General features: G+C 70.6%; 22 protein-coding genes. 14 read left to right on the top strand and 8 right to left on the bottom strand.

Going from position 1 to position 19605, the window contains the following annotated elements:
* Positions 1–28: 28 nt before the first annotated feature.
* The 3 genes from ACQPXM_RS39575 to ACQPXM_RS39565 all read right to left on the bottom strand — a co-directional run bounded on the left by ACQPXM_RS39575 (position 29) and on the right by ACQPXM_RS39565 (position 2515).
* Positions 29–1450, bottom strand: a complete 1422-nt coding sequence (locus ACQPXM_RS39575; RefSeq protein WP_432943114.1) for an aromatic amino acid ammonia-lyase — start codon at positions 1448–1450, stop codon at positions 29–31.
* 205 nt (positions 1451–1655) lie between these two features.
* A complete protein-coding gene (locus ACQPXM_RS39570; protein ID WP_077018606.1) occupies positions 1656–1901 on the bottom strand; it encodes a type B 50S ribosomal protein L31 in 246 nt (81 codons plus the stop codon).
* Positions 1898–2515, bottom strand: a complete 618-nt coding sequence (locus tag ACQPXM_RS39565) for a GTP-binding protein (RefSeq protein ID WP_432943113.1) — start codon at positions 2513–2515, stop codon at positions 1898–1900. The genes ACQPXM_RS39570 and ACQPXM_RS39565 overlap by 4 nt, the downstream gene beginning before the upstream one ends.
* Before the next feature lie 67 nt (positions 2516–2582).
* Here ACQPXM_RS39565 and ACQPXM_RS39560 point away from each other — a divergent pair, with 67 nt between their 5' ends.
* From ACQPXM_RS39560 to rpsN, 3 genes are all read left to right on the top strand, one after another.
* Positions 2583–2846, top strand: a complete 264-nt coding sequence (locus ACQPXM_RS39560; RefSeq protein WP_432943112.1) for a hypothetical protein — start codon at positions 2583–2585, stop codon at positions 2844–2846.
* A gap of 352 nt (positions 2847–3198) precedes the next feature.
* The gene (gene rpmG, locus ACQPXM_RS39555; protein ID WP_077018608.1) at positions 3199–3366 is read left to right on the top strand and encodes a 50S ribosomal protein L33; all 168 of its coding nucleotides are present in this window, start codon (positions 3199–3201) and stop codon (positions 3364–3366) included.
* A gap of 6 nt (positions 3367–3372) precedes the next feature.
* Entirely contained in the window at positions 3373–3678 is a 306-nt protein-coding gene (rpsN, locus tag ACQPXM_RS39550) for a 30S ribosomal protein S14 (RefSeq protein ID WP_432943111.1), read from the top strand.
* Positions 3679–3843: 165 nt separating this feature from the next.
* On the opposite strand, the gene ACQPXM_RS39545 is transcribed toward rpsN, so the two are convergent.
* From ACQPXM_RS39545 to ACQPXM_RS39535, 3 genes are read right to left on the bottom strand one after another with little or no spacing between them, the layout of a single operon-like run.
* Positions 3844–4602, bottom strand: a complete 759-nt coding sequence (locus ACQPXM_RS39545; protein ID WP_077018610.1) for an IclR family transcriptional regulator — start codon at positions 4600–4602, stop codon at positions 3844–3846.
* A gap of 24 nt (positions 4603–4626) precedes the next feature.
* The gene (locus ACQPXM_RS39540; protein WP_432943110.1) at positions 4627–4824 is read right to left on the bottom strand and encodes a hypothetical protein; all 198 of its coding nucleotides are present in this window, start codon (positions 4822–4824) and stop codon (positions 4627–4629) included.
* Complete coding sequence (locus tag ACQPXM_RS39535; RefSeq protein WP_432943109.1) at positions 4821–5714, bottom strand: GNAT family N-acetyltransferase; 894 nt, start codon at positions 5712–5714, stop codon at positions 4821–4823. The genes ACQPXM_RS39540 and ACQPXM_RS39535 overlap by 4 nt, the downstream gene beginning before the upstream one ends.
* A gap of 107 nt (positions 5715–5821) precedes the next feature.
* On the opposite strand from ACQPXM_RS39535, the gene hutH reads away from it, so the two are divergent.
* From hutH to hutI, 9 genes are all read left to right on the top strand, one after another.
* Positions 5822–7366, top strand: coding sequence for a histidine ammonia-lyase (gene hutH / locus ACQPXM_RS39530; RefSeq protein WP_432943108.1), 1545 nt, complete (start codon positions 5822–5824; stop codon positions 7364–7366).
* Positions 7367–7381: 15 nt separating this feature from the next.
* A complete protein-coding gene (gene hutU / locus ACQPXM_RS39525; protein WP_432943107.1) occupies positions 7382–9037 on the top strand; it encodes a urocanate hydratase in 1656 nt (551 codons plus the stop codon).
* 164 nt (positions 9038–9201) lie between these two features.
* The gene (locus ACQPXM_RS39520) at positions 9202–10200 is read left to right on the top strand and encodes an ABC transporter ATP-binding protein (protein ID WP_432943106.1); all 999 of its coding nucleotides are present in this window, start codon (positions 9202–9204) and stop codon (positions 10198–10200) included.
* Positions 10197–10847: an ABC transporter permease gene (locus ACQPXM_RS39515; protein WP_432943105.1), complete on the top strand. Its 651-nt coding sequence runs from the start codon at positions 10197–10199 to the stop codon at positions 10845–10847. Before ACQPXM_RS39520 ends, ACQPXM_RS39515 begins: the two co-directional genes overlap by 4 nt.
* Position 10848: 1 nt before the next feature.
* A complete protein-coding gene (locus ACQPXM_RS39510; RefSeq protein WP_432943104.1) occupies positions 10849–11565 on the top strand; it encodes an ABC transporter permease in 717 nt (238 codons plus the stop codon).
* Between the two features lie 20 nt (positions 11566–11585).
* Positions 11586–12521: an ABC transporter substrate-binding protein gene (locus ACQPXM_RS39505; RefSeq protein WP_432943103.1), complete on the top strand. Its 936-nt coding sequence runs from the start codon at positions 11586–11588 to the stop codon at positions 12519–12521.
* On the top strand, positions 12518–13732 hold the full coding sequence (locus ACQPXM_RS39500) for an allantoate amidohydrolase (protein WP_432943102.1): 1215 nt from the start codon (positions 12518–12520) through the stop codon (positions 13730–13732). Before ACQPXM_RS39505 ends, ACQPXM_RS39500 begins: the two co-directional genes overlap by 4 nt.
* Entirely contained in the window at positions 13729–15039 is a 1311-nt protein-coding gene (locus ACQPXM_RS39495; RefSeq protein ID WP_432943101.1) for a formimidoylglutamate deiminase, read from the top strand. Before ACQPXM_RS39500 ends, ACQPXM_RS39495 begins: the two co-directional genes overlap by 4 nt.
* Entirely contained in the window at positions 15036–16202 is a 1167-nt protein-coding gene (gene hutI / locus ACQPXM_RS39490; protein WP_432943100.1) for an imidazolonepropionase, read from the top strand. Before ACQPXM_RS39495 ends, hutI begins: the two co-directional genes overlap by 4 nt.
* A 60-nt stretch (positions 16203–16262) precedes the next feature.
* On the opposite strand, the gene ACQPXM_RS39485 is transcribed toward hutI, so the two are convergent.
* Complete coding sequence (locus ACQPXM_RS39485; protein ID WP_432943099.1) at positions 16263–17138, bottom strand: DUF559 domain-containing protein; 876 nt, start codon at positions 17136–17138, stop codon at positions 16263–16265.
* Positions 17139–17311: 173 nt separating this feature from the next.
* Here ACQPXM_RS39485 and ACQPXM_RS39480 point away from each other — a divergent pair, with 173 nt between their 5' ends.
* A complete protein-coding gene (locus tag ACQPXM_RS39480) occupies positions 17312–18334 on the top strand; it encodes a sialidase family protein (protein ID WP_432943098.1) in 1023 nt (340 codons plus the stop codon).
* A gap of 159 nt (positions 18335–18493) precedes the next feature.
* Positions 18494–19063 (top strand): phosphoribosyltransferase family protein, encoded by a 570-nt coding sequence (locus tag ACQPXM_RS39475; RefSeq protein ID WP_432943097.1) that lies wholly within the window; start codon positions 18494–18496, stop codon positions 19061–19063.
* Between the two features lie 44 nt (positions 19064–19107).
* Here the strand turns inward: ACQPXM_RS39475 and ACQPXM_RS39470 are convergent, their stop codons facing one another.
* On the bottom strand, positions 19108–19587 hold the full coding sequence (locus tag ACQPXM_RS39470) for a GNAT family N-acetyltransferase (protein WP_432943096.1): 480 nt from the start codon (positions 19585–19587) through the stop codon (positions 19108–19110).
* Positions 19588–19605 lie beyond the last annotated feature (18 nt).

The raw sequence follows: 19605 nt of genomic DNA, 5'->3' as shown, positions 1-19605 counted from the left end.
CTTGCGGGGCTCTGGCCGCCGCCTGACCTCAGCCGGATTCGGCTGGGTGTTCCACCTGGCGATCGCCCCATTGGGTCATCAAGCCCCGGGCGATCTCCAGGTCGTCGCGCAGTGAACGGTCCGCGAGGGCCGGTGGGAGGGCGATGAGCGCGTCGGCCAGCCAGGGGCCGATGGATGCCGGAGCGAGGTCCTCGGGAGTGAGGCCGGCCAGGCGGATCGCCCGGACGGCAGTGACCAGTTCGCAGGCCAGGACCTCGCGCAGCGCGTCGAGCAGTTGGGTGGTGAGGACGGCAGCCTGGGGAGCGAAGCTGGCGTGGTGCTCGGCGCCGCGTGAAAGGGTGGCCGTACCGAGGGTGGCCGGCTGCGCGGTCGAGCGGACCGCGGACAGGGCGTCGTGCGCGACGTACTCGATCATCATCACGCCGGAACTCGCCTCGGCGCCGCTGGCCAGGAAGCGGGACAGGCCGGTGAAGTCGGGATCCACCAGATTGGCGACGCGGGACGTGGACAGCGTGGCGACGCTGTGCAGACTGAGGCGCAGCGAGTCCAGCGCGAGCGCGATCGGCATCGCGTGCCAGTTGCCATTGTGCAGCACGGTGCCGCCGGCCACCAGCGGGTTCTCGGCGCAGGCGTTGATGTCGATCCGCAAAGCGTTGCCCAGGGCATCTACATGGTCGACGGCGGGACCGAGCACCTGGGCGAAGGCGCGCAGGCCGAAGGGGTCCTGGATTCGCGCGGCCGCGAGTGGCAGCCCGGCGAGCAGTCCGCGCATCCGGGTGGCGACGCGCACCTGACCGGGTTGCGGCCGCGCCTCGTGCACGCGGACGTCGTACACCTCGGCGTTGCCGCGCATCGCGACGTGGGACAGGGCGCCGACCAGCGGGACGACGTTGATCAGCGTCGACGCCTCGACGTACGCCAGGCAGCACTCCGCCAGGGTGATCGCGTTGCTCGACAGCAGTGGCAGCGCGCTGGTCCCGTCGATCACGTCGCCGAGGGCGAGGCCTAGCTCGGCGAGCGGACCGAGGTCGCCGGTGCCGATCGCGCCGCCGCGATGCAGGTCGGGCAGGTCGTCCTCGTTGAGCAACGTGACGATCGCCTCGGCCACCTCGGGTGCGAGTCCTGAGCCGCCGGCCGCGAGCTGGTTGACGCGGATCAGCAGACCGAGCCGGACGACGTCCCGCGGGTACGGCGTGGTCCCCGTGGTCGAGTGCGACGCGAGCAGGCGAGTGCCGTGCTCCGGGTCGGTGGTGAGCACGTCCCGGTTGGCGCCGACGCCGGTGGTCCGGCCGTAGACGGGCTGGTGCCGGGCGATCTCGGTGACCGCCGCGGCCGAGTCGGCCATTCGTTTGCGCGCGACCTCGCCCAGGCGGACCGGCGTACGGCGCTGGCCCAGGGCAACGGCCGTCAACGGCGTCAGTCCGGCCCCGGAAAGCTCGATCGGCTCCACAGCCACAGTGTGGGACCTGGGAGCCGTCGTGGCGTAGCACCTTCGAACGGTTCTTGTCTCGGATCCGAGACGTGGGTCCGGGCAAAGGAAGGCCCGCCGATCCTGGGGGAGGGAGATCAGCGGGCCGGGGTGGCAGCAGCCGCCGGGTCGAGCGGCGACCGTGCCTGGTCTAAGGGGTGCGGGTCATCGACCCGCACCCGGGGTCCTACTTCTGGCCGTAGCGCTTCTTGAACTTCTCGACGCGGCCCTGGGTGTCCATCACGCGCTGCTGACCCGTGTAGAACGGGTGGCTGGCGGAGGAGATCTCGACGTCGACCACCGGATAGGTGTTGCCGTCGTCCCAGACGACCGTCTCGGAGCTCTCCCGGGTGGAACCGGTCAGGAAGCTGAAGTTGCCCGACTTGTCGCGGAAGACGACCCGACGGTACTCCGGGTGAATGTTCTGCTTCATGCAGCGGTACTTCCTTCCAGATAAGGGGCGAACGGGTCGGTCAGGCTTCTGACCTCTTCGTCCGCACGTAAGACACAACCGTTCAGGCGGCGTTCTAATTCCCAGACGTCGAGGCCGACGCCGGTGAAGGACAGGTAGCTGGCGCGGTCGCCGTGCTCGGGGTGCCACTCCAGCGCCGACCGGGCGCGATGGCTGCCGCTCACCTCCGGCCAGCGGTCGGCCGGGAGGTCGGCGAGCCAGCGGCCCAGTACGCCGATCGAGATGTTCGTGCCGAAGCTGTCCCAGCCGAGACGGGCCTGCGGCTGGGTCGCGAGCCAGACGGTTCCCTTGCCGCGGGCCGACTTGTCGACCAGTTCCTCCAGCGCGTCGTACAACCGTTCGGGGTGGAACGGCCGGTCCGACGACCAGGTGAACGTCCGCACCGGCCCGGTTTCTTCCCGCAGCGGCGCACTGATCGTCCCGGGTTCGACCCGCGCTCGCGCGGCGGCGAGGTCGTGCAGGTGGACGCCGGCCAGCTCGACGGCCCGCTCGACGAGCCGGTGCCTGGGGGTTGAGGGCGGAGGCGAGCGCCCGAGCGACGGCGGCCTCCGGCGCGCCCGGTGAACCAGGCGCACCCAGTGAACCCGGCGGACCCGGCGTGCGCGGCGGTGCGACCAGTACTGCGTCCGCGTACTCCACCTGGTGCACGATCGCTTCGGCGAGCGCCCGGTTGTCCTCGACGGCGGTGGGGATCCCGCGGTCGCGCAGCAGTTCGTCGCCGGTGGCGTCCGTGACGAAGCTGCCCGCCTCGACGACCGCCAGGACCGCGCTGACCTGCAGTTCCTCCGCGGCGTCGCGGGCGATCTCCTCGGCCAGCGCCTCGGGGTCACCGGCGCCGGGCACGTTCACCACCGCCGCGGCGTACCGGTCGACGCCCGCGATGCTGCGCAGCAGCGCGACCAGTGAGCCGCGCATCGCGCAGGACACGCACGGGTGGCCCATCCGGATCACCTCGCGGTCGATCACCCCGGTCGTCGTCCGCGCGATCCGGACCACCGATCCACTGGACAGCCCGCGCACGTCGTACTCGACCAGGACGGTCCCGGGCAGCAGCAGTTCGGCCGCCGCGGCGTCGCGGGCCGGGGTGTCGACCCCACTGACCAAGGTGACCGGCAGCATCCGTACCCTCTTCCTCGACAGCTTATTGAAAATGATTACCAACTCAACCTACACTGCACCGACCGGAATAGACAGCCGGGTCCCCGGCGTTCACGGTAGCGAAGTCCTACGGCGCGCGAGCGCCCAGAAAGGTTGGTCGATGGCCAAGCACAACGACATCCGTCCGATCGTCAAGCTGCGGAGCACGGCCGGAACCGGGTTCACCTACGTGACCCGCAAGAACCGCCGCAACGACCCCGACCGGCTGACGATCCGCAAGTACGACCCGGTCCTGCGCCAGCACGTCGACTTCCGCGAAGAGCGGTAGGAGCCGGTGGCCAAGACCAGCAAGATCGCCAAGAACGAGCAGCGCAAGCGCATCGTCGCGCTGTACGCCGAGCGCCGGGCCGAGCTGAAGCGGATCATCGCCGATCCGCGGACCGACTTCGCGGCCCGCGGCGAGGCGCAGCTGAAGCTGCAGAAACTGCCGCGCGACGCGAGCCCGATCCGGGTCCGCAACCGCGACGCGGCCGACGGCCGGCCCCGCGGGTACCTCCGCAAGGCCGGCATCTCCCGAGTCCGCTTCCGCACGATGGCCCACCGTGGGGAGCTCCCGGGAATCACCAAATCGTCGTGGTGATCCCCGCGAAGGCCCGGCCGGAACCAGGTGGATCCGGCCGGGCCTTCGTTGTGTTCGCGAGCCGACGTGCACCACTGATCAAGCAATGCCGGCCAGCGCCCAGCACGCTCAGACGCGGCGTGGCGGTACCGAGATCGGCAGGTTGGTCAGTGGTGCACGTCGGCGTCAGCCACGGAGGCGGCGGGTGAGCGCGTCGGCGGCTTGGCGGACCCGGCGGGCCAGGAGGGATCGTTCGCCCGGGGTGACCGCGTCGCTGCGGAAGGAGATGCTGATCGCGGCGGCGGGGTGGCCGGCGTGGTCGACGGCGGCGCTGGCGACCGAGGTGACACCGGCGGTGACGTGGGACTCCTCGATCGCATAGCCCTGCTGGCGTTCGTCGGCGAGCAAGCGGCGGAGCTGGCTCAGGGTCTGCGGGCCGTGGTCGGTGCGGCGGACGAAAGTCTCGGGGGTCGGGAAGAGGGCGCGGACCTGCGCGGGAGGTAGAGCTGCGAGCAGAGCCCGGCCGGAGGCGGTGAGAGTCGCGGGGAGGCGGACGCCGACATCGGTGACCAAGGTGACCGGGCGAGGCGGCTGTTCCTTGAGCAGGTAGACCAGTTCACGGCCGTGCAGTACGCCGAGGTGCGCGGTGTGACCGACCTCGGCGACGAGTTGGGCCAGCAGCGGCCGGGCCAGGCGCTCGAGCGGATCGTGCCGCAGATAGGCCGAACCGATCTCGAACGCCGCGACGCCCAGCCCGTAGCGCTTGTCCTCCGGCAGGTGCACGACGAAACCCTCGTCGATCATTGCCCGCAGCAAGTGGTACGTCGATGAGCGTGGCAGGCCGACCGCGGAGGCGATGCGCTCCATCGGTACGGGTCCGGGCTGGGTGGCCAGGAACGTCAGTACCCGCAGGGTCCGGGTCGAGGCGGGAACGTTGCCGCTCACAACTGCGAGCGTAGCCCTCCTGTCTCAGACTTCGGACGATTGACCGCTCCGGGCGCGGCCGCGCCGGATCCGGGCCCGGACCAGCTCACCGGCCAGGGCGATCGCGAACAGTCCGCCGGCCAGCCGCCAGTCGAACGTCCGGTCCGCGCCGGACAGCAGAAATCCGACCGCGGCCGACAGGACGGCGAAGAACGACAGCGACCTCACGAGCTTCTTGGTCACAGCGTCTTCTCCGCCGTCCAGGACGAACCGGCGAGCCGGTAGCCGAGCCAGTGATTGACCGCGAGCATCGGCGCATTGGCCGCGTCGTTGCCGGTCGAAGCCGTCTCCAGCCCGGCCAGGTGGGCCCGACGCAACGCGTGCGACTTCACCACTTTCGCCAGCCCGCGACCCCGGTACGCCGGCACGGTGCCGGTCAGATTCGACCAGATGACCCGCCGGTCCGGGTCAGCAGCAATGGAGACGAACGAGACCACCTGGTCGCCGTCGAGCAGCGCGATGCCGAGGTCCCGGCGCAGGTCCGGGTGGTTCCAGTCCGACGCGACCCAGGCCTCGTACGGCGGGACGTGCGACAGCCCGCTCGGATCTCCTCCCACGACAGCGGCCGTCGCGTCCCAGACCTGGCGCGGGTCCAGTACGTCGAACGTCGTCACGCGCAGCCCGGCCGGTGGATCGACCGGGTCGGGGCTGTCCGCGAGCTTCGCCAGCGACTGGCTCAACCGCCGGCCGACGACGTAACCGCGCCGCTCGGCGAACGCCTTCGAGGCGTCCTCGTCGTTGACGACGGTCAGGAACGACACCGCGCCGGCCTCGGACCCGAGCCGCTCGACCTCGTCGGCGAGCGCCCGGCCGGCGCCGTGGCCGCGATGCTCCGGGAGCACATGGACGGCGATCCGCACCCGCGGCGCGGTGTCGGCCGGATCGGGGCGGAACACGTTGCCGAATCCGACGACCGTGTCCGCCTCGACGGCCACCAGCACCACGCGCGCCGTACTGGAACGCAGTTCGGCTTCTATCCCTCGTGCCGTCTTCACCAGCTGGGGCAGCGAGGCCGCGTACACCGCCGCGATCCCCACCCCGTCTCCCGGGGCCGCCGGGCGTACTTCGACCATGCCCGCACCCTAAACCGCGCCGGGGTCGCGCGAAGTGTCTCGGATCCGAGACGAATCGTGGGGTGGCGGTGCTGTCGGTCCGGAGGCGGGCGCGGTGCAATGGGCGGGTGGAGACAGCCGAAGTAGTGGTGGGTACGGGCCCGTTGGCCGCCGATGACGTGGTCGCGGTGGCCCGGTACGGCGCGGCGGTGCGAATCGACGACCACGCGCTGGAGCAGATCGCGAAGTCGCGGGCGGCGATCGAGGCGCTGGCGCACGCGGACACTCCGCACTACGGGGTGTCGACCGGGTTCGGCGCCTTGGCGACCCGGCACATCGCGCCGGAGCTGCGCGCCCAGTTGCAGCGCAGTCTGGTCCGGTCGCACGCGGCGGGTTCGGGTCCCGAGGTGGAGGCCGAGGTCGTCCGCGCGCTGGCCCTGCTGCGGCTGTCGACGCTCGCCACCGGACGGACCGGCGTCAAGGTCGAGACCGCCCAGGCGTACGCCGGACTGCTGAACGCCGGGCTGACCCCGGTCGTGCACGAGTACGGCAGCCTCGGCTGCTCCGGCGATCTCGCGCCGCTGTCCCATGTCGCGCTCGCGGTGATGGGTGAGGGCAAGGTCCGCGACCGCGACGGCAACCTGCTCGACGCCGGCGAGGCGCTCGCGGCCCACGGCCTGCGGCCCGTCGTCCTGGCCGAGAAGGAAGGTCTCGCGCTGATCAACGGGACCGACGGCATGCTGGGCATGCTGGTCCTCGCGCTCGCCGATCTCGACCGGCTGCTGAAGACCGCGGACATCGCCGCGGCGATGAGCGTCGAGGGGCAGCTGGGCACCGACCGCGTTTTCGCCGCCGACCTGCAGGCGTTGCGCCCGCACCCGGGCCAGGCCGCGGCCGCCGCCAACCTGCGCGCCGTACTGGCTGACAGTGCGATTGTCGCCAGCCATCGTGGTCCGGACTGCAACCGCGTCCAGGACGCGTACTCGTTGCGTTGTTCCCCGCAGGTGCACGGCGCCGCGCGGGACACCGTCGCGCACGCGGCGACCGTCGCCGGCCGCGAGCTCGCCGCCGCGATCGACAACCCGGTCGTGCTGCCGGACGGCCGGGTCGAGTCGAACGGCAACTTCCACGGCGCCCCGGTCGGCTACGTGCTGGACTTCCTGGCGATCGCCGTCGCCGACGTCGCGAGCATCAGCGAACGACGGACCGACCGCTTCCTCGACGTCGCCCGCAACCATGGGCTGAACGCGTTCCTCGCCGACGACCCAGGCGTCGACAGCGGGCACATGATCGCGCAGTACACCCAGGCCGCGATCGTGTCCGAGCTGAAGCGACTCGCCGTTCCGGCCAGCGTCGACTCGATCCCGAGCAGCGCGATGCAGGAGGACCACGTGTCGATGGGCTGGTCCGCCGCGCGCAAGCTGCGCCGCGCGATCGACGGCCTGGAACGCGTGCTGGCCGTCGAGATCCTGACCGCCGCTCGCGCCCTGGACCTGCGGGCTCCGCTCGAGCCCGCGCCCGCCACCGGCGCCGTACGGCGTGCGCTGCGCGAGCACGTCGAGGGCCCCGGGACCGACCGCCACCTGGCCCCCGAGATCGAGCACTCCGTCCGGCTTGTTGCCGACGGCACCTATTTGTCCGCTGCCGAGGCCGTCACCGGCCCACTCGCCTGAAAGGCTGGATCACCCATGTCCGGACCCCGTCCCGTGCGCGCACCCCGCGGCACCACTCTGACCGCCCAGGGCTGGCCGCAGGAAGCCGCGCTGCGGATGCTGCAGAACAACCTCGACCCCGAGGTCGCCGAGCACCCCGACGAACTGGTCGTGTACGGCGGTTCCGGCAAGGCCGCGCGGGACTGGAACTCCTTCGACGCGATGGTCCGCACGCTGACCACGCTGAAGGACGACGAGACGATGCTGGTGCAGTCCGGCCGCCCGGTCGGCGTGATGCGCACGCACGAGTGGGCGCCGCGGGTGCTGATCGCGAACTCCAACCTGGTCGGTGACTGGGCCAACTGGGAGGAGTTCCGCAGGCTGGAGGCGCTCGGCCTGACCATGTACGGCCAGATGACGGCCGGCTCGTGGATCTACATCGGGACCCAGGGCATCCTGCAGGGCACCTACGAGACGTTCGCGGCGGTCGCGGAGAAGAAGTTCGGCGGCACGCTGGCCGGGACGATCACGCTGACCGCCGGACTCGGCGGCATGGGCGGCGCGCAGCCGCTCGCGGTGACGATGAACGACGGCGTCGCGATCTGCGTCGACGTCGACGAGTCGCGGATCCAGCGCCGGATCGAGCACCGCTACCTCGACGTCCGGGCCGACTCCGTCGACGACGCGCTGCGGCTGGCCGAAGAGGCCAAGAAGGCCCGCCGGCCGCTGTCGATCGGTGTCCTCGGCAACGCCGCGGTGATCGTGCCGGCGTTGCTGGAACGCGGCGCGCCGATCGACATCGTCACCGACCAGACCTCGGCGCACGACCCGCTGATGTACCTGCCAGTGGGCGTGGACTTCGAGGACTGGAGTGCGGCCCGGCAAAAGGACCCGGCCGGGTTCACCGAACGCGCGCAGGCCTCGATGGCCCGGCACGTCGCGGCGATGGTCGGCTTCTCCGACGCCGGTGCCGAGGTGTTCGACTACGGCAACTCGATCCGCGACGAGGCGCGCAAGGCCGGGTACCACCGGGCCTTCGACTTCCCGGGCTTCGTGCCGGCGTACATCCGGCCGCTGTTCTGCGAGGGCAAGGGCCCGTTCCGGTGGGCGGCGCTGTCGGGCAACCCGGCCGACATCGCGAAGACCGACCAGGCGATCCTCGACCTCTTCCCGGACAACGAGCACCTGACCCGGTGGATCAAGATGGCCGGCGAACGAGTCGCGTTCCAGGGCCTGCCGGCCCGGATCTGCTGGCTCGGACAGGGCGAGCGGGACAAGGCCGGGCTGCGGTTCAACGAGATGGTCGCCTCCGGTGAACTCGAGGCGCCTATCGTGATCGGGCGGGACCACCTGGACACCGGCAGCGTCGCTTCGCCGTACCGGGAGACCGAAGGCATGCTGGACGGCTCGGACGCGATCGCGGACTGGCCGTTGCTCAACGCGCTGGTGAACACCGCCAGCGGCGCCTCCTGGGTGTCGATCCACCACGGCGGCGGAGTCGGGATGGGCCGGTCGATCCACGCCGGTCAGGTATCGGTTGCCGACGGCACCGAGCTGGCGCGGCGCAAGCTCGAGCGGGTGCTGAGCAACGATCCGGCGATGGGCGTGATTCGGCACGTCGACGCCGGGTACGAGAGGGCGGCGGAGGTCGCGGCCGAGCAGCGCGTCCGGATTCCGATGCAGGAGTCCTGACGCCGGTCCGGCGGCGGGTCAACGAAGCACACAGTGCGACCGCGGCAATCCACAGCGCTAAGGTGCACTTTCCCGAGGACTGAGAAAGCCGCTGATCGCGTGGCTGAAGGCCGTCGGTCCCCTAGGATCGAGTCCGCGATCGCCGACCAGCGCGAAGGGGCGCCATGATCGAGTTCGAATCCGTCACCAAGCAGTATCCGGACGGCACGGTGGCCGTCGACACCCTGAGCTTGCGGATCCCGAGCAACGAGATCACCGTGTTCGTCGGCCCCTCGGGCTGCGGCAAGACGACCTCGCTGCGGATGATCAACCGCACCATCGAGCGGACCAGCGGCCGGATCTCGATCGACGGCGAGGACATCAACGCCGGCGACCCGGTCACCCTGCGGCGCGGGATCGGCTACGTGATCCAGCACGCCGGACTGTTCCCGCACAAGACCGTCGTCGACAACGTCGCGACTGTGCCGAAGCTGCTGGGCTGGGACAAGCGCAAGACGCGGGCGACCGCGATGGAGCTGCTGGAACGGGTCGGCCTGGATCCGAAGCTGGCCGAGCGGTACCCGGCCCAGCTGTCCGGTGGTCAGCAGCAGCGGGTCGGCGTCGCCCGCGCGCTGGCCGCCGACCCGAAGATCATGCTGATGGACGAGCCGTTCAGCGCGGTCGACCCGGTCGTGCGCCACCAGCTGCAGGAGGAGTTGCTGCGCCTGCAGCGCGACATCGGCAAGACGATCGTGTTCGTCACCCACGACATCGACGAAGCGATCAAGCTCGGCGACAACGTCGCCGTCCTGCGGGTCGGCGGCAAGCTCGCCCAGTTCGCGCCACCGGCGGAGCTGCTGGCCAAGCCGGCCGACGACTTCGTCGAGGGTTTCATCGGTCAGGACCGCGGCTATCGCGCGCTGACCTTCGTCACCGCGGAGAACCTGCCGCTCGGACCGGTTCCGGCCGACCTCGCGATCGGTGCGGACGGCAGGCCGACCGGCTGGCGCAAGGACGGCGACACGTTGCCGGTCGGCGCGGTGTTCCAGCGCGGCGACTCCCTGCGGGCAGCGATGGACTCCGTGCTCACCTCCCCGATCGGGCAGGGCGTCTGCGTCGACGAGGCAGGCAAGCCGGTCGGCGTGATCGACTACACCGCCCTCACCGGGGTGCTGCGCCCATGACGTGGGTTGGCGACAACAGCACCCTCATCTGGGAGCAGTTGCGGGAGCACCTCTATCTCGCGCTGATCCCGATGGTGCTCGGGCTGCTGATCTCGATCCCGCTCGGGTACGTCGCGACGCGGTACAGCTGGCTGGCCAACCCGCTGGTCGCGCTCGGCGGCGTGCTCTACTCGCTGCCGTCGATCGCCCTGTTCATCGTGCTGCCGGCGCTGATCGGCACGAAGGTGCTGTCCGCGGCCAACATCATCATCGCACTGACCATCTACGCGGTCTCCCTGCTGATCCGCAACGTGATCGACGGGTTGCGCTCGGTGCCCGAGGACGTGCTACAGGCCGCAGTGTCGGTGGGCTATGGAACGCTGCGAAGGGTGGTGACCATCGACCTGCCGATCGCGGTCCCGGTGATCTTCGCCGGGCTGCGGGTCGTCACGGTCGCGAACATCTCGATGGTCAGCGTCGGCGCGATCATCGGCATCGGCGGCCTGGGGGAGCTGTTCACGCTCGGGTTCCAGCAGGACTTCCTGACTCCGATCGTGGTCGGCGTGGTGCTGTCGCTCGCGCTGGCCCTGCTCGCCGACGTCGCGCTGGTCGGCCTGCAACGCCTGCTCACGCCGTGGGCCCGGGTCAACACCCCGAAGGAGGCCTGACATGGTGCAGGGATTCCTCGACTTCATCAGCGACCCGGCGAACTGGTCCGGCGCCGAAGGCATCGGCAACCGGATCGTGCAGCACCTGGCGTACACGTTCCTGTCGCTGGCGATCGCCGCGCTGATCGCACTGCCGATCGGCCTGCTGATCGGGCACACCCGGCGCGGTGCGTTCCTGGCGATCAACACCGGCAACGCGGCCCGCGCGCTGCCGACGCTGGGCCTGCTGACACTGATCGTGCTGCTGATCGGGATCGGCCGGGTGCCGGTGATCATCGCGCTCGTCGTGCTGGGCATCCCGCCGATCATGGCCTCGACGTACGCCGGGGTGTCCGGCGTCGACCGGTCCACGATCGACGCGGCCCGCGGGATGGGCATGACCGGCCGGGAGATCCTCACCAAGGTGGAGATCCCGATCGCGATGCCGCTGATCATCTCCGGCTTGCGCAGCGCCACCCTGCAGATCGTCTCGACCGCGACCGTGGCGGCCTACGTCGCGCTCGGCGGGCTGGGGCGGTACGTGATCGACGGGCTGAGTCTGCGGGACTTCCCGCAGATGCTGACCGGCGCCGTCCTGGTCGCCGTACTGGCGATCCTGCTCGACCTGGTGTTCGCCGTCGCCGGGCGGTACGCCGTCTCGGCCGGGCTGACCGGCCGCGTGCGGCGCAACACCGACACCAAGACTTCCACTGCTCCGGCACCGGCCGGGGTGCAGTAAACGGACCTCTGGAGGATCCCGTGTTCAGAAGAACCTTCATCCGCAGCGCCATCGCCGCGACCGCCGTGTTCGCGCTCGCAGCCTGCGGCGGTGGGGAGGACCCGCTGAGCGGCGGCGGCGACAACGACGCCGGCGGCTCGGCGCCCGACAAGGTCGACTCGCTCACCGTCGGCTCGGCCAACTTCGCCGAGAGCCAGGTGCTGGCCGAGATCTACGCCCAGGCGCTGGAGGCCAAGGGCATCAAGGTCAACCGGAAGCTGAACATCGGCGCCCGGGAGCTCTACATGGCCGCGATCCAGGACAAGTCGGTCGACCTGCTGCCGGAGTACACCGGGGCGACCCTGGTCTACTTCAAGAAGGACGCCACCGAGAACGAGGCCGAGGCCGTCTACAAGGCGCTTCCGGGCGTCCTGCCCGCCGGGCTCGAGGTGCTGAACAAGTCCGAGGCGGCCGACGAGGACGCGATCGTGGTGACCCAGGAGACCGCGCAGAAGTACTCGCTGAAGTCGATCGGCGACCTGAAGGCGGTCAGCAAGGACATGGTCGCGGGCGGTGGTCCGGAGTTCAAGACGCGGACCGCGGGTCTGGCCGGCATGAAGGAGAAGTACGGCGTCGAGTTCAAGGAGTTCAAGACGCTGGACGCCGGTGGACCGCTGAGCCTGAAGGCGCTGAAGGACGGCACCATCCAGGTGACGCAGTTCTTCACCACCCAGTCGGCGATCAAGGACAACAATCTGGTCGTGCTGGAGGACCCGGAGCACATCCACCTGCCGAACAACATCGTTCCGCTGATCCGGACCGATCACAAGAGCCCTGACGTCGAGACGACGCTGAACGCCGTACAGGCCAAGCTCACCACCGACGGCCTGACCGATCTGGTCAAGCGCGCCGAGGGTGGCAGCGAGTCCGCCGCCGCCGTCGCCAAGGACTGGCTGTCGAAGAACCCGCTGTCTTGACCGATTCCTTCGAACAGATGTGGACGGCCCTGTCCGCCGTCGGCCGTGACCCCTCCACCGGGGGTTACCGCCGCGGCGGCTGGACCGCCACCGAACGAGAAGCCACGTCCTGGTTCGTCGACCAGTGTGCCGCGCGGGGCTTGAGTCTCGAGTCCGACGGCATCGGCAACCTGGTCGCCTGGTGGGATCCGGGCTCGCCGGCCCAGGGGGCCGTCTCGCCCCCGGGTGTTGTGACGGGCAGCCACCTGGACTCCGTCATCGACGGCGGAGCCTTCGACGGGCCGCTCGGTGTCGTCTCCGCGCTTGCGGCCGTGGATCGGTTGCGGGCCGAGGGGTTCGAACCTTCCGTGCCGATCGGTGTGGGTGCGTTCGTCGAGGAGGAGGGATCTCGCTTCGGGATGCCTTGTCTCGGGTCTCGGGTTGCTGCCGGGGTGCTGGCTCCGGAGAAGGCGTTGAAGCTGCAGGACCGGAACGGCGTTCTGCTGGCTGACGCTCTGGAAGGCGCCGGGATCGACCCGGCTGGCGTAGGTCCATCGCCACTGTTGGAGCGGATGGGGACGTTCGTCGAGCTGCATGTCGAGCAGGGCAGGGCATTGACGGCTCCAGTAGGTGTGGCGAGTTCGATCTGGCCGCACGGGCGGTTCCGGTTCACGTTCGGCGGCGAGGCCAACCACGCCGGCACGACCTTGATGGAAGACCGGCACGACCCGATGCTCACCTACGCGATGACCGCACTGGCCGCCAACAAGCAGGCCCGGCTGGCCGGCGCCCGCGCGACGTTCGGCCGGCTGTCCGTCGAGCCGAACGGGACCAACGCCGTACCGTCCCAGGTGACCGCCTGGCTCGACGCCCGCGCCGCCTCGACCGAGATCCTGGAACAGTTGCTGGCGGCAATCACCCGGCAGGCGACCGAGCGGGCCGAACGTGACGGGACCACCGTCGAGGTCGTCGCCGAGTCGGTCTCCCCGGTCGTCGACTTCCCGGTGGGCCTGCGCGACCGGCTGTCCGCCGTACTGGATGGTGCGCCGGTACTGCCAACCGGTGCTGGGCACGACGCCGGGGTGTTCTCCGACGCCGGGATCCCGACCGCGATGTTGTTCGTCCGCAACCCCACCGGGATCTCGCACTCCCCGGCCGAGCATGCGGAGCTGGACGACTGCCTGGCCGGCGTCGACGCGCTGGCGGCGGTGCTGAAAGACCTGGCTCGATGACGGCGTACTGGTGCGCCCGGGCGGTCCTGCCGTCCGGGGTCGCCGACAGCGTGCTGGTCACGGTCGACGACGGACGGATCACGGCCGTCTCGTCCGGCGCCGCCCAGCCGCCTGACGCGGTCCGACTCGACGGCCTCGTCCTCCCCGGCCTGGCGAACTGCCACAGCCACGCGTTCCACCGGGCCCTGCGCGGTCGCACCCAGACCGAGCGCGGCACCTTCTGGACTTGGCGCGAGCAGATGTACGCCGTGGCGTCCGTGCTCACGCCGGACAGCTATTACCGGCTCGCCCGCGCCGTGTACGGCGAGATGCTGCTGACCGGCATCACCGTGGTCGGCGAGTTCCACTATCTGCACCACGCCCCCGGCGGCCGCCGGTACGACGACCCGAACGCGATGGGCGAGGCGCTGATCGCGGCCGCGCGCGACGTCGGACTGCGGATCGCGCTGCTCGACACCTGCTACGTGGCCGGCGGCATCGACCAGCCGCTGAACGAGGTGCAGCAGCGGTTCAGCGACGGCGACGCGGCCGGCTGGGCCTCGCGCGTCGGACGACTGCGCGGATCGGACGGCGTGGTGATCGGCGCGGCCGCCCACTCGGTCCGCGGCGTCCCGGCCGACCAGCTCGGCGCGGTCGCCGGGTTGTTGCCTGACGCACCTTTGCACGTTCACCTGTCGGAGCAGGTCGCAGAGAACCAGGCCTGCGTGGCGGCGTACGGGCGGACGCCGACGCAGGTGCTCGACGAGGCCGGCTTCCTGAGCGCGCGGACGAGTGCCGTGCACGCGACGCATCTCACGCCGGTCGACGTCGGACTGCTCGGCAGCTCCGCGACGTACTCGTGCTTCTGCCCGACGACCGAGCGCGATCTCGCCGACGGGATCGGTCCGTCGGTCGCCCTGCGCGCGGCCGGATCGACGGTGACGCTGGGATCGGACAGCCACGCGGTGATCGACCTGTTCGAGGAGATGCGAGCGGTCGAGCTGGATGAGCGGCTCGCGTCGCAGGAACGCGGTCACTGGTCGGCGCCTGAGCTGCTGGCCGCGGCGACGGTCGACGGGCATCGGTCGCTGGGGTTCGCCGACGCCGGGAAGATCGAGGTCGGTGCGCGCGCGGATCTGGTCGCCGTACGGACCGACAGCGTGCGCACGGCGGGGACTGGGGCGTCGGTGGAGACGGCCGTGTTCGCGGCGTCGGGAGCCGACGTCACTGACGTGGTGGTCGACGGTGTTCATTGTGTTGCTGAGGGCAACCATTCGACACTCGACGTGGCAGCCGAGCTGGCGGCCGCGATCGCGGAGGTGACATGAGCTCGTTGCTGCTGACCGGGATCAGCTCGCTGGTGACCAACGACCCGCAGCACGGACCGCTGCTCGGCGAAGTGCACGACGCCGCACTGGTGGTCGAGGGCAACAAAGTCGCCTGGATCGGGCCGCGCACGGCGGCTCCCGCGGCGGACGCCTCGATGGATCTGGGCGACCGGGCCGTCGTACCGGGCTTCGTGGATTCGCACGCGCATCTGGTGTTCGCCGGTGATCGGGCCGAGGAGTTCGCGGCGCGGATGACCGGGCAGCCGTACAGCGCCGGCGGCATCCGGACCACGGTCGCCGCGACCCGCGAAGCGGCCGACCAGCAGCTCGCCGCGAACGTGGCTCGCCTGGTCGCGGAGATGCGGCGGCAGGGAACGACGACGGTCGAGATCAAGTCGGGCTACGGGCTGACCGTGGCCGACGAGGCGCGCTCGCTGGCGGTCGCGGCCGACTTCACCGACGAGACGACCTACTTGGGCGCGCACGTCGTACCGGCTGAGTTCGCCGACGATCCGGGCGGTTACGTCGACCTGGTCACGGGACCGATGCTCGACGCCGCGGCCAAGCATGCGAAATGGGTCGACGTGTTCGTCGAGCGCGGAGCCTTCGACGCCGACCAGGCCCGGGCGGTTTTGCGCGCCGGCCAGGCGGTTGGTCTGTCGGCGCGGGTCCACGCCAACCAGTTGGGCGAGGGGCCCGGCGTACAGGTCGCCTGCGAGGTCGGCGCCGCGGCGGCCGACCACTGCACGTTCCTGACCGACGCCGACGTGGACGCCTTGGCCTCCGCCGGAGTCGTCGCGGGATTGCTCCCGGCCATCGAGTTCTCCACCCGCTCGCCGTACCCCGACGCCCGCCGGCTCCTGGACGCCGGCGTCACCGTCGCCCTGGCCACCGACTGCAACCCCGGCTCGGGCTACTCGTCGTCCATGCCGTTCTGCATCGCGCTAGCCGTCCGCGAGATGCGCATGAGCCCCGCCGAAGCCCTCTGGTCCGCCACCGCCGGCGGCGCCGCGTCTCTGCGCCGTACCGACGTCGGCCATCTATCGGTCGGCGCCCGAGCCGATCTCGCGGTCTTGGATGCGCCGTCGTACGTGCACCTCGCTTATCGGCCGGGCGTCCCGCTGGTCACCCAGACCTTCGTCGGCGGCCGACCGGTCACCTGAGCGAACGCCCAGCACTCACCAAGGGGACCCGCGGTCGATCCGCGCAGCGTGAACGGCCGCTCAGGCGGCCGTTGGAAGCCGGTTGGTGAGTGGTGGAAGTTCGAGGGCCTCACGCACCGCCTCCACGATCCAGTCGGGGTCGTACATCACGTCCTCCCAACTGAACCGCAACACAAGCCAGCCCCGCAGGCTGAGGTTGACCAGCCGGCGGCAGTCGCGGGCCAACGCGACCCGGCCGCCGTGGTGCTCGAATCCCTCCGCCTCGAGCCCGATGCGTCGATGCCGGTGTCCCAGATCAAGCCGGGCGCTGAACCCACCGCCCCGCACGGGGACCTGCGGTTCGAAGCCTTCAACGCCTGCCTCGATGAGGATGGCTCGAAGCGCCGACTCCAGCACCGACTCGGCCTTCCGGTCCGCGAGACCGACGACCCGCTGGATCCGCACGTGGTGCGGTCCGGACAGCCGGGCCGCGGCGTCCAGCAGTTCGTCGTGATCGACCAAGCCCAGGTGAAGGGCCGAATCAGCGACCGCGAGCGCCTCGGCCAGCGGCAGCGTCCGGACGCAATCGAGCACGGTCCGGACCGGTGTTGTCACGTCGTCGATCACTGGTACGTGGGCCCAGTGCAATACGCAGGGAAGTCCAGCCCGGCGCCGCAGTCGTCCGGGGCGAAGCGTCACATGGGGGAGTGTCGGGGCCGAGAGGACTCCCATCTTCCAGTGCTGAGCAGCGCTGAGGTGTGAGACCGCGCCACCGTGACTTCGCGCCGCGGTCAACGCCGGCGGCGCCTCCGGAAGCGCGTACACCCCTTTGGCGACCCGGCGAATCGTCCCGGCAGCGAGTGCCGCGCGGATCGCGCGTGCGGACACGACGGCCAGCAGGTCGGCGAAGGCCGCACTGCCACCACGCCGAGCAAGCACCTCACCGACCTCCGCCATTGCAGCAGCTTGACGGATTACCGCTGCCAGCGGCCGCGATTGTCCACAGGTGCGGACGTCCAGCACTCACCAAGAGGCGTCCGCGGCCGTGGTGCGCGGTGGTCTGAGCGTGGAGGCCGGGTCGCCGCGGCGGTTGGTGAGTGGTGGACGTCCGCATGTGAAAGCGTGGAGCCATGAGTCGCGTGGTGATCGCCCAGAGTATTGCCGGTCAGCTGCCCTACTTCCCGAGTGCCATCCGGTTGGCCGACGGGCGCGTGCTCGTCGTGTGGCGGGAAGGGCTCGGGCATGTGCGCAGCGTGGGGCGGATCGTCGCGGCGGAGAGTGCGGACGACGGGCGGACCTGGTCGGAGCCGCGGGTGGTCGTGGACACGCTTTACGACGACCGGGATCCGATGCTGGTGCAGCTCTCGGGTGGGGACATCCTGCTGAGCTGGTTCCAGATCGACTGGTCGGTGCGGCCGTACACCTGCCCGGCCGTGCTGGTTGCCCGGTCCGTTGACGGCGGTGCGACGTGGGGCAAGCCGGTGACGGTCGGGTCGGCGATGGTCGATCACGAGACCAGCGAGGTGTGGCACAGCTTTCGGGCGGGGCACATCGTGGCGCACGGGCAGATCCTCGAGTTGCCGAACGGCGATCTGCTGGCTCCGGTCTACGGGGTGTTCCCGGGCGACGCGCGACACTCGGCCAGCGTTGTGCGGTCGATCGACGGCGGACAGACCTGGCCGGCGTCGAACGAGGTGGTGCTGGGGCGGAGGCCGGAGCGGGAGTACCTGGAGCCGGTGCTGACGCTGTTGCCAGGTGGGCAGGTGGTCGCGCTGCTGCGGACCGACGAAGAGGCTGAACTGGTGCGCTCCGACGACAACGGGCTGACCTGGTCGGAGCCGGAGCTGTGCGGGTTGCACGCGTCGTCGGCGGACACGCTGACGCTGTCGGACGGGGCCGTGCTGCTCGCGTACGGCGACGTGTCCAAGCGGTTCAATCCGGGGCGGCCGACGGTGGCGACGATCATCCAGGATCCGCTCGGGCCCTGGGACCAGGACCCGCTGCGGGTGGTCATCGACGCCGGCCAGAACACGGTGGACCAGGCCAACCCCGCGGTAGTCGAGCTGCCGGGCGACGAGCTGCTGGTGATCAGCTACGACATCTTCACCCGAGAGATCGTCGGAGAACTGCTGCCGCGGTCCGCGCTGCAGTAACTGTGGTGCGCCTGCGCGGTCGAGCCTCACGTTGCGGTGAATCCGGTGAGCCCGTCGTCGAGCTTCACGTTTGCAGTTGATCCTGTGCGCCTGCGCGGTCGGCCGTCACGCTGCGGTAAATCCGGTGCGCCCGCCCGGCTTGGCCGTCACGCTGGGGGCGTGTCCAGGTCAGCGGTACACCAGCAGGCCGGCGGCGGCGTCCGTGGGCGGCTGCGGTCTGCCCACCGCTGGCGGCAGGATCGCGTCGACCGCTGGGCGTCGGCCGACCTCACCGGCTGGTGGCGAGATGCCGAACTGCTCCGCGACCTCGGCCCCGCCCTGGCCGGCCTGTACGACGAGTCGCCGACCGTCGTGGTTGGACCGGTGTCGCGCGGCGCCATGCTCGGCGCGCTGACCGCGGCCGCGCTGGGCGTCGGCTTCGTGGAGGCGCGCAAGGACATCGCGCAGGCGACCGACAGCGACCGCTGGGTCCGCCGGACGACCGGACCGGACTACCGCGACCGCAACCTGGTCTTCGGCTTCCGCCGGGACCTGGTGCAGTCCGGCGACCGGGTCCTGATGGTCGACGACTGGGCGGACACCGGCGCCACCGCGCGGACCATCCGTGCCCTGGTCGAGGACTGCGGCGCCCAGTTCATCGGCGCGGCCTGCATCGTCGACGGCCTGCTGGACCCGCGACTCCGGCATGACCTGCCGGTCCGCGCGCTGCTCGACGTACGCACCCTCTAGCCGGTCCGCCGACGATCCCGCCGCCCAGGGGCATCCCCGACCGTCTAGATCAGCTCCTTCGACAGCATCGCGCTCGTGGTGCCGTCGGGGCGTTGGAGTTTGCCTACCTCGACGAAACCTCGGGCGGCGTGCAGGGCCAGGGACGGGATGTCCGGGGGGTCCGACTGGACTCGGCAGACCAGGCGGTCGAAGGGTTTGGCGGAGCGTTCGACGGCGCGGTAGACGGTGGTGGCGATGCCCTGGCGGCGGTGCTGGGGGGCGATCACCAGGCGGTCCAGGTAGAGGTAGCGGTCGGCGTAGGTGTCGGCGAACCACTGGAAGTCCAGGCCGTCGTACGCCGAACCGGGGGCGATAGTGAGCACGAAGCCGGCGACCTGGCCGTCGACGTCGACGACGGCGGCGTGGGCCGCGATCAGGCGGAGCCAGTCCAGGCGATCCGGGCCGAGTGGGTCGAGGTGGGACTCGGCGGCGTTGAGGGCGAGCACGGCGGGCTCGTCAACGGTGGACAGGGGGCGGAGTTTCACTCCACCACCCTCCCACGG

The sequence above is a fragment of the Kribbella sp. CA-253562 genome (genome assembly GCF_050942265.1).
Taxonomy (GTDB): domain Bacteria; phylum Actinomycetota; class Actinomycetes; order Propionibacteriales; family Kribbellaceae; genus Kribbella.
The sequence above is the reverse complement of the archived record's forward strand: the minus strand, read 5'-3'. Positions and strand labels throughout refer to the sequence as shown.

Coding starts and splice junctions, on each gene's coding strand:
- ACQPXM_RS39570 (WP_077018606.1), bottom strand. CDS start 1,901: ATGAAGCAGAACATTCACCCGGAGTACCGTCGGGTCGTCTTCCGCGAC.
- rpmG (WP_077018608.1), top strand. CDS start 3,199: ATGGCCAAGCACAACGACATCCGTCCGATCGTCAAGCTGCGGAGCACG.
- ACQPXM_RS39535 (WP_432943109.1), bottom strand. CDS start 5,714: ATGGTCGAAGTACGCCCGGCGGCCCCGGGAGACGGGGTGGGGATCGCG.
- hutU (WP_432943107.1), top strand. CDS start 7,382: ATGTCCGGACCCCGTCCCGTGCGCGCACCCCGCGGCACCACTCTGACC.
- ACQPXM_RS39520 (WP_432943106.1), top strand. CDS start 9,202: ATGATCGAGTTCGAATCCGTCACCAAGCAGTATCCGGACGGCACGGTG.
- ACQPXM_RS39515 (WP_432943105.1), top strand. CDS start 10,197: ATGACGTGGGTTGGCGACAACAGCACCCTCATCTGGGAGCAGTTGCGG.
- ACQPXM_RS39510 (WP_432943104.1), top strand. CDS start 10,849: ATGGTGCAGGGATTCCTCGACTTCATCAGCGACCCGGCGAACTGGTCC.
- ACQPXM_RS39495 (WP_432943101.1), top strand. CDS start 13,729: ATGACGGCGTACTGGTGCGCCCGGGCGGTCCTGCCGTCCGGGGTCGCC.
- hutI (WP_432943100.1), top strand. CDS start 15,036: ATGAGCTCGTTGCTGCTGACCGGGATCAGCTCGCTGGTGACCAACGAC.
- ACQPXM_RS39485 (WP_432943099.1), bottom strand. CDS start 17,138: ATGGCGGAGGTCGGTGAGGTGCTTGCTCGGCGTGGTGGCAGTGCGGCC.
- ACQPXM_RS39480 (WP_432943098.1), top strand. CDS start 17,312: ATGAGTCGCGTGGTGATCGCCCAGAGTATTGCCGGTCAGCTGCCCTAC.